We start from the raw sequence: 11,348 nt of genomic DNA on the forward strand, positions 1-11,348 counted from the left end.
GGCGGTAACGCTCCATTCCGTAGCCATCTACAAATCATCAGGCGGAGCGCCACGGCGCCCGCCGCGCTGTCGGTTCCGTGAGGGGCCGGGAACACGAGATACCCGGATGGCGTGCGCCAGTCCGGCTTTGGGCGCTGAGAGGAGACTTCATCATGCCCCGACGCAAAGCCCGCCACCGCAACACGTTCCGCGTGAAATTCCAGCGCACCTATCACTTGCAGAGTTTTCGCACCGTGGTGAAATATTTGCGGCGCATCACGAAGAACTATCCCTATCTGCACGCGGACGTCGACACGTTCGAGGAAGACCCGCTCAACAATCTCTACACGCCGCTAAGTGTCATGCAGTCTCTGCATCCGGATCTTCTGGCCGAGGCGTATGCAGAAGACATGCGCAGGCTGGAGGCGATGGCGGAGGAACTCAGGGCGAAGATGACCGACGAAGAAAAAGATAGAATGCACCAGAGCCTCCATGACGCGCATGAGCCTCTGAATAGCCAGACACAAGATGACTGGCCTCAGGCCCCTGAACCCAGTCCAGAAAATTCCGGCGAAGCACCCCCTCGCCCCCGCGTCCTTTACCTGTAATCACCAGAACGCAGCGCGCGCCTTCGGCCCGACTGCGTTTCAGGAATGTGTGCAGCATCGCTTCGGCTGAAGCCTGAGTATGGCCGTGCAGGTCAATCTTGCCTGCCAGCTCCAGTCGGCCGCGGCGTACGCGCTTTTCACCCTTTCGGTCAGCCGCGCGGGCGGACTGCTTGGGCGTTTCGGTCGCCCGGCCCGCCGCAGCAATCAGGCCGCTGGCGGATGATTTTCGCGGTCGGTTCGGGGATACCGGCTCACCCGCCTCCAGAGCACGCTCAAAATCTTCCAGACTGTCCTGCGCCGGTCCGATCGGCTTGATCGTTTTCGCCACACGCGCCCAGGCACGGGATTCTTCCGGGGTCAGGCCGCGTTTCGTCATGGCCGCTATCTAGGGCGACCCGGCCTGGAACCCAAGCGCCGCGATGTCAGTCTGCTCAAGCCGCTCGGCCACGCCTTTTGGCAGGAATACCCAAAGCCGCCCCGGCGCATTCATTGTGCCCGCGCGCTCGCCAGCCTCAACGCCAGTGCCGAAATAGAGGTCCCCGCGCACCGCGCCCTTGATCGCGCCGCCCGTATCCTGCGCGATCAGCATGCCGGCCCAGTCTCCGCCAAGTCCGGGCGCTGTGGTCTGCACATACATCGGCACACCCAGCGGNTGAATGTCNGTATCGACCGCCATTGAGGATAGCGGCGTCAGCGGGACACCCTGGGCCCCTTCCGGACCNAGGTTCGGGTCCCCTTCCGGCAGGGCNCGGAAGAACACAAAGCGCGGGTTNTGGTTCATCGCCAGCCGCGTCTCGATTGGCCCGGCCCGGTCCATCCAGGCGCGGATGCCCTGCATGCTGGCTTCGCCCGGAGTGATCCGGCCCGTTTCCATCAGCCAGTTGGCGGTGGATTTGAACGGATGGCCATTATGCGCNGCATANGCCGCGCGCACAGTGCGCCCGTCCGGGAATCTCAGCCGGCCAGATCCCTGAATCTGCAGGAAGAACACATCTGCGGGGTGNGCATAGGCAATNGCCGATACGCCATTGGTCGTGATGTCCGCGCGCGCCGGATAGGGCCGNGTCCCGCCATTGCGCAGGCGCTGTTTCGGGCTTGCGCCATTCGGCACAAGGTCNGNNGGCANNGCTGGCACGGGCTCTGTGAACGGCGGCGTGGGCGTGTAGCGCGCTTCATACAGCGGCTCGAAATAGCCGGTGAAGCGGCTCTTGCCCGCCGGATCAATGATCTCGACCGGCGTGAAAAGGGATTCCAGGATCTGCCGGGCGCTTTCATCGTCCACGGCATCGTCCACCAGATTGCAGGCGGGCAGCCATTCAGCGACATATCCTGCCCACGGCGCAACACTGGCGAGATAATCACCGGCGGAACGGTCCTTCAGCTTGACGCAAGACCGCTTGAAGGCGCTGAGCGGCAATTCAATTGGGGCCGTCTCCCAATTCGGCAGCTCCCTGAAGCTGGCTGGGCGTTCAATGGCAGCAGGTGGCAGGGGCGCCTGTTCAACCGGACGGGTCGGTGCCGGTCGCGGTGCAGGGGCGGGTGGCGGCGCAGACTGGCACGCGGCCAGAACACACGCGCTGGCAAGCAGGAGGAAACGTCGAAACATGACGCCGTTTATGGAATGGAATGACGGGCAGTGTCACGCCCCTGATAGGCGCTTTGTTGTGGGAGAGGTCCTATTTGGCCTCTTCCACATCATCCAGGATCCAGTTCGGATCGTTTGCGGTCACATTCCGCATATAGGCCCAGAGCTCTTTGGCGGTGCGGGTGACTTCGCCATCACCCAGTTCAGCCTCATAGCGCACCCAGATGCGGGCCATGTCACCATCCATTTCGGCGCTTTCGATCTCTGCGCGCTTGATACGCAGCAATTCGAAGGCAGAAGCGCCGGTGACGTCCCGTTCTGCGATCGCCTGATCCCACGCTTCATACACATCATCGTCCAGCAAAGGCCGCAACGTGTCGCGGTCGCCTTCCGCAAAGGCGGTCACGATCATCGAATAGGCTGCCTTGGCCCCCCGCATGAAGGTCGGGACGTTGAAACTGTTGTCGGCATTGTAAATGTCTTCGAGCCCACCTGCAGCGGGGCCGGTAAAGATCGGACGATCATTCTCCCTGCTGGACTGAGGCAGTTCATGCACGTTGCTATCCGCCGGACGCGGCTTGGCGCTAGGCTCAGTACGTTGCACAGGAGAATTGTCCTCACCCCGACCCAGCACCGTGTAGAGACGGAACAGGACAAACAGGGCAATGGCTGCAAGAATGACAACCTCGATCACAGGATCAAACATGTACGCGCAAAGACCTCCAACGCATTGAGTAGTAACATAGATAGAGCGAACCAACGCATCATGCCAGTGATACGTTGCGCGTTAACGGGCCGCATGCTAGGCGCGCGGCTTGAGTTTCAGGGAGTATAAGCATGACAGATGCCAGCGCACCGCAAAACCCTCAACCACAGGGCAACCCGCCTCAAGGGCCAGCCATGCGCGTCCTCGGTCAATACATCAAGGACCTGTCTTTCGAAAATCCAGGCGTTGGCCCGGTCCAGTCCCAGCCAAACATTGATCTTGGAATTGATGTCGGCGCGACCCCTCACGCGGACGGAAACGGCCTCTACGAAGTGTCGTTGAAACTCTCTGCCAANGCNACCGCNGAACAGTCTGTCCTGTTCATCTGCGAGCTTGATTATGCCGGTCTGTTCCAGATCCAGAATGCGCAGCAGGGCCAGATGGAGCCAATGCTGCTGATCGAATGCCCGCGCCTTCTCTTCCCGTTCGCGCGCCGCATCATCGCTGAAATCACGCGCGAAGGCGGCTTCCCGCCCCTGCTGATTGATCCGGTCGATTTTGTTCAACTGTACCAGTCGCAATACCAGCGCGCAGCAGCGNCCGGCGGAAANGCACCTGCCGCTCCGGCCGCNCCGAACGGCGAAACTGGCCAGGCCTGAACCTGATNAGCTGACTTTTTTCCAGATTGCGTCTTCNCCCAGGCTTTCAATGAAAGCTGCATGGGCGGCGCGTTCTTCATCCGTCACGAGCGACGGAAGGGGTTCTGGCCGCTGTCGCGCTGACCGCGTGCGTTGTGACCGNTTGCTCTCTTCTTCNGATTCGAACGAGAAAGAATGGGCCCGGCCACCAAGCAGTTCGAGATAGACGGCCGCAAGCAGCTGACTATCCAGCAAAGCGCCGTGGAATGTCCGGCTTTCAAGTGAGATATCGAAGCGGCGACACAAGGCATCCAGATTGGCAGGCGCGCCGGGGTACTTCTTTCGCGCCATCATGGCAGTATCGATCCAGCGATCGTCTGGAATCGGCGCCCGGCCGCATTTCTCCAGCTCCATGTTCAGGAAGTTCCGGTCAAACCCCGCATTATGGGCAACCAGAATGGCGTCGCCGACGAACTCGAGGAACGCATCAACAACGGCAGGGTCTTCAAAAAACGGCGCGTCCTTCAGATGATCATCCGTTATGCCAGTAATCCGGATTGTGTCTTCAGAGACGGATCTCTTGGGGTTGATAAAGGTCTGGAATGTCCGACCGGTAGGGATGTGGTTTATCATCTCCACTGCGCCGAGTTCGATCACCCGGTCTCCTTCCAGATGATGAAGGCCCGTGGTCTCGGTATCGAATGCAATCTCGCGGATGTCTTCGCTCATGAATTTGCCTCTTCAACCTTTCGCCCCATCAACGCGACAATCGCGCGGACGCAATCCGCAGCATACTCGAATCCATGCGCGGTAGAGATTACAAAGTCAGCCCTCGCCCGCTTTTCTGCATCCGGCATCTGCCGACCAAGGATGGAGGTAAAGGTGTCTTCGTCCATGCCCGGACGCGAGAGAACCCGTTCGCGCTGGACTTCAGCAGGCGCAGTAACCACCGCAACATAGTCGCAATAGGCATAACCACCCGCTTCATAAAGCAAGGGAATGTCCAGGACCACAAAGGGTGCGCCCTCATCGCGGGCCTGGTCTCGAAAGTGCTTCTGGGCATCGCCGGCAAGTGGATGCACGATACCTTCCAGCCTTCGCATGGCGTCTGCATCATCCAGCACACGTTCCCGAAGGGCCATACGGTCAATCGCTCCGTCAACCGTTACCCCCGGAAAGGCGGCCTCGACCGGTTCTACTGCGGCGCCGCCCTTTGCATAAAGTGCGTGTACCGCGGCGTCCGCGTCATAAACCGGAACGCCTTCATCCCGGAACAATCCTGCGGTCGCAGATTTTCCCATGCCTATGGAGCCTGTCAGACCAAGGATGATCATTCGGTTGCCTCCACCAGCTTCCGGCACCGGGCTAATGAAGAGTCCATATCCGGCAGAATACCGAACCACATTTCAAAACTGAAAGCCGCCTGCGCAACCAGCATGCTCAACCCATCCAGCGTTTTCCAGCCCGAATCTTCCGCTTTGCCCAGCATCGCTTTTGCCGGCTTGCCGTAGGAAATATCATAGAAGGTCCGCATCTTTCCTTCAGGAAGTTCAAGCGATTGCCCGGTCTGGCCCAGGCTGAGCGTGTTCACAACAACATCCGCCTTCGCCATTTCGGCGTCAGCATGATCAAGGCTTCTGATATCCGCCTCAATGTTCAAATGCTTTACCAGTTCTTCCGCACGGGACTCAGTCCGATTACAGATCGTCAGCGTGGCCCGCATATCAGACAGTGCCAGTGCCACCGCGCGCGCGGCGCCCCCTGCTCCGAGCAGACAGACATTCTGACCCGCAATTTCAATGGAGGCTCGATTGAGCGCTTCGGTAAATCCCGGCGCATCCGTATTCTCTGCCAGCCAGCCGCCCGTTTTCAAACGGATCAGGGTATTTGCCGCGCCAATTCGCCGGGCAACATCACTCGTTCCTTCAGCGAGCTCTATTGCATCTTCCTTGTGGGGAGAGGTGACATTCAAGCCAAGAGCCTTGCGATCCTCAAGCGTCTCAAGACCTTCAGCAAAGGCCCCCTTCGGAATGTGCATGGCTTCATAGCTTGCATCAATTCCGTGCTCGCGGATCCACGCATTGTGAATGACAGGAGACAGGGAATGACTGATCGGATCGCCGACAACACCATAAAGTTTCGTCATGACATCAACACTCCGCGTGTGCGCAGATAATCCAGCAATGGCAAAAGTGGCAGACCGAGAATGGTGAAATAATCTCCGTCTATCCGCGTAAACANTTGCGCGCCAAGCCCCTCAAGCTGATAGGCTCCGACAGTAGACAGCAAAGGATCACCAATCGTGTCGACATANGTGTCGATNAACTCATCGCTCAGCTTGCGGACTGTCAATTTCGGNCGNGCGAGATNACGCCAGACAGGCTTGCCATTCTCGCTGATGACAATCGCGGTTTCCAGAATATGCGACTTACCCGAAAGTTTCTTCAGATGATTGCGAGCATCATCCAAATCGATAGGCTTGTCGAAGGGCTCACCGTCCAATGACAGCATCTGGTCGCACCCGATGACAAGTCCNTGCTCNCGCATGGAGATNTTCACNGATTTNAGNTCNGCGAGTTGCATTGCCTGGTCGCGAACTTTCATGTCGCTTGCCCGAAAGGAGGTCTTGGCGGCATCTTCATCGACATTCGGCTTGATCGTTTCAGCCTCTACGCCAGCCGCAGCCAGCACGGCACGGCGACTCTGGCTGCCAGAGGCCAGGACTATGCGATGGCTCATGATTGTGCGTTCCGCTCATTCAACAGGTTCAGAATGGCCGCAGCGGTTTCCTCAACAGACCGACGCGACACATCAATCGTTTTCCACCTGTTGCGTTGGAACAAACGGTTCGCCTGAGTCACTTCATCCCGCACGGCGGCTTCGTCCGCATATATTGTGTGCTCATCTTCCTGAAGTGAGATTAGTCTTTGTCGCCTGATCTGCACAAGTCGCTCGGCACTGATTTTCAATCCCACGATCAAAGGTCCTCTCGGGCCGAGTTCTTCCACAAAGGCAGGAAGCGGCACGCCGGGCACCAGGGGAATGTTGCCGGCTTTTACCTTGCGGTTTGCCAGGTAAACGCTGGTGGGCGTTTTCGACGTTCGACTGACGCCGAGCAAGATCACGTCGGCATTGCGAAGACCATCGACATTCTGGCCATCATCGTGCGCCAGCGTGAAATTGATGGCTTCCATCCGGTCGAAATAATCATCGTCCAGCGCATGCTGCCCTGCAACGACCCGGTTTGCGGAGACGCCCAGATGCCGGCCCAGCATGGCAACAGAGGCATCCAGAACCGGAAGTGTGGACACGCCGCGCTCTCGGCAGAAGGCTTCCAGCTTGGATCGGAGGTTTTCATCGGAGATCGTGTACCAGACGACTCCCGGCGCCGCTTCAATCTCTCGCATTACGCGCTCAAGCTGACGCTCGGATCGGACGAGATAATAATTGTGCTCCAGCGGTTGGACATTCTGGAACTGCGCGCAAGCAGCGCGCTGGATGGCATTCAACGTTTCNCCNGTACTGTCNGANACCANGTGNACATTGAAGTANATGCTNAGGCGGGCGNGTGGCTTGTTCATGNCNNCTNTNTTGCCGAGGTTNGCNNAACACACAAGACCTGTGANTCCTCTGTGGATANNNNATCTTCCCCAAANGGATTCACAATCGAGTCACAGGCCNGCGAATTCGACTCCGNNAGAATCCCCTTTCGTTCGCNCCTGTGACTCCANCNGGGGTGTTAACCNNNCGTTAACCNCGGTNNNATCGACAGTTAACGAAACCTTACCGGGGTGCGACACCCTGTGACTCGCCTGTGGATTTAGCTGGACAATTCCTGTGTGTGGCCTTTCTCCACGAATTACACGGTCTAATAGTTATAAGCGCCCTGTCGGGCTTTGTTTTGATTTTGGGATGGAAGGGGCCTGAGGCATGAGCGCCAAGCCTAAGCTGATTCAGGTACTTGAGGGACAGACGGTCCCAACGCCTCCGGTATGGATGATGAGACAAGCGGGACGCCACCTTCCCGAATATCTCGAGTTGAGAGCGCGAGCGAAGAATTTCCTCGATTTCTGCTACACGCCGTCGATGGCGGCTGAAGCCACACTCCAGCCCATACGTCGATACGGTATGGACGGAGCCATCCTGTTCGCAGACATCCTGTTGATCCTTGATACAATGGGTCTCGGCGTGAAGTTCGAGAAAGGTATTGGCCCAATTGTTCAGCAGATCGAGTCAGCGAATGATCTGGACAAAGTGCCCCCCCANCAAGCTGCTGACCGTTTGTCGCCAGTTTACGAAACAGTTTCGCGAGTGAAGAGCTCACTTCCGGATGGGACTGCGCTGATCGGGTTTGCCGGGTCTCCCTGGACCGTCGGGCTGTACGCGATCGAAGGCCGTGGCAAGACGGATAAATCCCTCGCTTGGCGCTGGGCGCACGGGAAGCCAGACGAACTTGCGGCTGTACTGGAGCGGATCAGTGAAGCGACGGCGCATTATTTGGCGGCTCAGGTAGAGGCTGGAGCGGATGCTCTCATGCTGTTCGACAGCTGGGCCGAAGGGCTTCCAGACAATATCTTCCNGGAAGTNATTATCGCGCCCACANAAAAACTTGTCGCCCGTCTTCGNAAGATGGGCATTGATGTTCCGATCATCGGCTTTCCGCGCGGCGCCGCGGCGANGCTNCCGGAATATGTGGAGACAACTGGCGTGACTGCGGTTGGTCTCGATACGGCAGCAGTGCCATCATTCGTGAACAATGCCTTGCCTGAAGGCTTTCCGGTTCAAGGACATCTTGACCCACTTTTGCTGATTGAAGGCGGTGAGAGACTCGACGCCCGCGTTCGGGAACTTATCTCTGCCTACGAAGGTCGGCCGCATATTTTCAATCTTGGTCATGGCATCCGGCCGGAGACACCTATCGCGCATGTAGAACGCGTGTTGGAAATTATTCGGNAGGGTTAGGTAAATGGGCCGCAAGATCGCGATTGTGCTGTTTAATCTGGGCGGACCGGATTCTGACAAGACGGTACGGCCATTCCTTAAAAACCTGTTCCGCGATCCGGCTATCATCGGAGCGCCCCTGCCCGTTCGATGGTTCCTTGCGCGACTCATTTCGACAACACGCGCACCGTCTGTCATCAAGAATTACGCGATGATGGACGCGGGCGGTGGATCCCCCCTTCTTCCTGAAACGGAGAAGCAGGCTGAAGCCCTGACGACATCTTTGCAGAAAGCTCTGCCAGATGATCAGGTTCGTTGCTTCATTGGNATGAGATACTGGCACCCTTTTACGGAAGAAGCCGCGGAGCAGGTGAAAGCCTGGGGTGCGGATGAAGTCATCCTTTTGCCCCTCTATCCGCAATTTTCGACGACGACGACTGGTTCATCGCTCACGGCCTGGANCAGGGCATACAAGGGGCCCGCGAAGACGATTTGTTGCTATCCCTTCGCTGAAGGGCTTATTTCCGCGCATGTCGATCGCATCATGCAGGCCCATAAGGCTGCAGGAGAGCCTGACAATGTCCGGCTTCTCCTGTCCGCGCACGGTCTGCCCGAGAAGATTGTGAAGGATGGCGATCCATATCAGTGGCAGTGCGAGACAATGGGCGAGATGGTCGCCGCCCGTGTACCCGCCGATTGGGAAGTGGTTCCCTGCTACCAATCNCGCGTTGGGCCGCTCAAATGGATNGGGCCTCCTACAGAAGAAGAGATCGAAAAGGCCGCGAAAGATGGGAAGAACATCCTGATTGCGCCGATTGCGTTTGTATCTGAGCATATCGAAACACTGGTTGAACTTGGCGAAGAATACAGGCTCGTAGCCGAAGAGCATGGTGCAGCCAGTTACACGCGCGTTGAAGCCTTGGGCGTGCATGAAGAGTTCNTTTCCATGCTGCGGGATGAAGTCTTGGCGTCTCTCAANAGTGATCAGANGATACGGTCCTGTGCAAATTCTCGGTTGTGTCCCAGCGATTGGAAGAACTGCCCTCACAAGCAGCCGCATCCGAAAGTTGGTCAACGCGTCAACCCATCAAGCAAGGAACTCGCCTGATGGCTTATCTCTGGATAAAAGCTCTACACGTGATTTTCGTAATCGCGCTCATGGGCGGGCTATTGATCTACCCGCGCTACAAAATCCACCAGCTCTCAAGCCAGCCTGGAGAACCNTTGTTCGAGACGATGAAGGATGCATCCAACAAGCTGCGGAAGATTATTCTGAACCCGAGCCTGGTGCTCGTCTGGGTGTTTGGTATCACCATGTTGGTGATGAACCAGGGCCTGCTCAGTCAGCCGTGGATGCATGTAAAATTGCTGCTCGTCCTGATCCTATCCGGAATGCACGGCTATTATATCGGGATCGGCAAGAAGATAGATCGTGGTGTCACCACAGTTACTGCGAAACGGNTGCGCATGCTCAACGAAGTACCTTTCATCTTGATGATNGGTGTTGTCGTCATGGTGATTGTCCGCCCGTTCTAGGCCGGGATTCACCGCAACCCTTGACGTTTCGCGCCTTCTGGCTCCATATGCGCGGAAACCGCGGCGCTCTCCTTGCGCAGGCGAAGAACTCCCAAATGACAAAATCCGGCCTTCGAAATACCTGACGGCGGCCCCTTATCCGGAATTCACTCATGGCATCTTCCATGCTCGACGACATCACCAGCGTGAAACTCAGCGATCTCAAGGCGAAGTCGCCCGAGGAACTGCTTGCCTATGCAGAAGAGCTGGAAATCGAGAACGCTTCGTCCATGCGGACGCAGGACATGTTGTTCGCGATCCTCAAAGAGCTTGCCGACAGTGAAGTAGAAATCACGGGCCAGGGCGTGCTCGAAGTTCTGACNGATGGGTTCGGTTTCCTGCGCTCGCCGGAATCCAACTATCTGCCAGGACCTGACGATATTTATGTCAGCCCGGAAGTTCTGAAGAAGGGCAACATTCGCACCGGCGATACGGTGGAAGGCCCAATCGTCGCGCCGCAAGATAATGAGCGCTACTTCGCGCTGACCGATGTGTCCCGCATCAATTTCGAGGAACCGGACAAGGCCAACAAGAAGGTCCACTTCGACAACCTTACACCGCTNTATCCCGAAGAGCGCTTGCGCATGGAAAGCCAGGATCCGACCCGCAAGGATCGTTCNGGCCGCGTCATCGATATTGTTGCGCCAATTGGTAAGGGCCAGCGCGCCCTGATCGTTGCGCCGCCACGGACGGGTAAGACGGTGCTGCTGCAGAACATCGCGTCTGCCATCGAGGAAAATCATCCGGAATGCTATCTGATCGTNCTTCTGATCGATGAGCGCCCGGAAGAAGTCACCGACATGCGCCGCACCGTGAAGGGCGAAGTCGTTGCGTCAACATTCGACGAGCCGGCAACCCGCCACGTTCAGGTCGCTGAAATGGTGATCGAGAAAGCCAAGCGTCTCGTTGAGCACAAGCGGGACGTTGTTATCCTTCTGGATTCGATCACGCGTCTCGGTCGTGCCTACAACACAACAGTGCCTTCCTCTGGCAAGGTCCTGACCGGTGGTGTCGACGCAAACGCCCTGCAGCGTCCGAAACGTTTCTTCGGTGCCGCGCGGAATGTCGAAAATGGCGGATCGCTGACCATTGTCGCGACCGCACTGATCGATACCGGTAGTCGCATGGATGAAGTCATCTTCGAAGAATTCAAGGGTACGGGTAACTCTGAAGTCGTGCTTGACCGCAAGATTGCCGACAAACGTACCTTCCCTGCTATCGACATCATGAAGTCCGGTACGCGGAAAGAGGAATTGATCACTCCAGCTGACCAATTGTCGAAGATCTACATTCTTCGCCGCATCCTCGGGCCAATG

12 protein-coding genes and 1 pseudogene are annotated in these 11,348 nt (G+C 57.4%); 5 read left to right on the forward strand and 8 right to left on the reverse strand.

Annotation, left to right across the window (positions count from 1 at the left end; genetic code table 11):
* Window positions 1-420: 420 nt before the first annotated feature.
* The 3 genes from CBB91_RS12855 to CBB91_RS12865 form a co-directional block, all read right to left on the reverse strand.
* Entirely contained in the window at window positions 421-963 is a 543-nt protein-coding gene (locus CBB91_RS12855) for a Smr/MutS family protein (RefSeq protein ID WP_035549763.1), read from the reverse strand.
* 9 nt (window positions 964-972) lie between these two features.
* On the reverse strand, window positions 973-2,193 hold the full coding sequence (locus CBB91_RS12860; protein WP_273014435.1) for an MltA domain-containing protein: 1,221 nt from the start codon (window positions 2,191-2,193) through the stop codon (window positions 973-975).
* Window positions 2,194-2,263: 70 nt separating this feature from the next.
* Window positions 2,264-2,878 carry a Tim44/TimA family putative adaptor protein gene (locus tag CBB91_RS12865; protein ID WP_273014436.1) on the reverse strand — a complete coding sequence of 205 codons (615 nt, stop codon included), beginning with the start codon at window positions 2,876-2,878 and terminating at the stop codon, window positions 2,264-2,266.
* Window positions 2,879-3,009: 131 nt separating this feature from the next.
* On the opposite strand from CBB91_RS12865, the gene secB reads away from it, so the two are divergent.
* Complete coding sequence (gene secB / locus CBB91_RS12870) at window positions 3,010-3,537, forward strand: protein-export chaperone SecB (RefSeq protein ID WP_345906875.1); 528 nt, start codon at window positions 3,010-3,012, stop codon at window positions 3,535-3,537.
* A 27-nt stretch (window positions 3,538-3,564) separates the two neighbouring features.
* Here the strand turns inward: secB and dnaQ are convergent.
* The 5 genes and pseudogenes from dnaQ to CBB91_RS12895 form a co-directional block, all read right to left on the reverse strand.
* A pseudogene (gene dnaQ / locus CBB91_RS12875) lies at window positions 3,565-4,245 on the reverse strand (DNA polymerase III subunit epsilon); the annotation flags it as partial.
* A complete protein-coding gene (coaE, locus tag CBB91_RS12880) occupies window positions 4,242-4,850 on the reverse strand; it encodes a dephospho-CoA kinase (RefSeq protein ID WP_035549749.1) in 609 nt (202 codons plus the stop codon). The gene coaE and the pseudogene dnaQ, both read right to left, overlap by 4 nt.
* Window positions 4,847-5,662: a shikimate dehydrogenase gene (gene aroE, locus CBB91_RS12885; RefSeq protein ID WP_273014439.1), complete on the reverse strand. Its 816-nt coding sequence runs from the start codon at window positions 5,660-5,662 to the stop codon at window positions 4,847-4,849. Before aroE ends, coaE begins: the two co-directional genes overlap by 4 nt.
* Window positions 5,659-6,255, reverse strand: coding sequence for a Maf family protein (locus CBB91_RS12890; RefSeq protein ID WP_273014441.1), 597 nt, complete (start codon window positions 6,253-6,255; stop codon window positions 5,659-5,661). The genes aroE and CBB91_RS12890 overlap by 4 nt, the downstream gene beginning before the upstream one ends.
* On the reverse strand, window positions 6,252-7,097 hold the full coding sequence (locus tag CBB91_RS12895; protein WP_273014443.1) for a pyruvate, water dikinase regulatory protein: 846 nt from the start codon (window positions 7,095-7,097) through the stop codon (window positions 6,252-6,254). The genes CBB91_RS12890 and CBB91_RS12895 overlap by 4 nt, the downstream gene beginning before the upstream one ends.
* Before the next feature lie 349 nt (window positions 7,098-7,446).
* On the opposite strand from CBB91_RS12895, the gene hemE reads away from it, so the two are divergent.
* The 4 genes from hemE to rho form a co-directional block, all read left to right on the forward strand.
* Entirely contained in the window at window positions 7,447-8,478 is a 1,032-nt protein-coding gene (gene hemE / locus CBB91_RS12900) for a uroporphyrinogen decarboxylase (protein ID WP_273014446.1), read from the forward strand.
* 4 nt (window positions 8,479-8,482) lie between these two features.
* On the forward strand, window positions 8,483-9,565 hold the full coding sequence (gene hemH / locus CBB91_RS12905; protein WP_273014449.1) for a ferrochelatase: 1,083 nt from the start codon (window positions 8,483-8,485) through the stop codon (window positions 9,563-9,565).
* On the forward strand, window positions 9,565-9,993 hold the full coding sequence (locus CBB91_RS12910) for a CopD family protein (protein WP_273014451.1): 429 nt from the start codon (window positions 9,565-9,567) through the stop codon (window positions 9,991-9,993). Before hemH ends, CBB91_RS12910 begins: the two co-directional genes overlap by 1 nt.
* A 152-nt stretch (window positions 9,994-10,145) precedes the next feature.
* Window positions 10,146-11,348 (forward strand): transcription termination factor Rho (gene rho, locus CBB91_RS12915; protein ID WP_345906874.1); only part of this gene is annotated, 1,203 nt, incomplete at its 3' end.

The organism is Hyphomonas sp. TMED31 (assembly GCF_002172815.1).
In the GTDB taxonomy this organism is placed as follows: domain Bacteria; phylum Pseudomonadota; class Alphaproteobacteria; order Caulobacterales; family Hyphomonadaceae; genus Hyphomonas; species Hyphomonas atlantica.

What these genes read in the sequence shown, in the direction of transcription:
- CBB91_RS12865 (WP_273014436.1), bottom strand. Translation starts at nt 2,878, where the DNA reads ATGTTTGATCCTGTGATCGAGGTTGTCATTCTTGCAGCCATTGCCCTG.
- coaE (WP_035549749.1), bottom strand. Translation starts at nt 4,850, where the DNA reads ATGATCATCCTTGGTCTGACAGGCTCCATAGGCATGGGAAAATCTGCG.
- CBB91_RS12855 (WP_035549763.1), bottom strand. Translation starts at nt 963, where the DNA reads ATGACGAAACGCGGCCTGACCCCGGAAGAATCCCGTGCCTGGGCGCGT.
- aroE (WP_273014439.1), bottom strand. Translation starts at nt 5,662, where the DNA reads ATGACGAAACTTTATGGTGTTGTCGGCGATCCGATCAGTCATTCCCTG.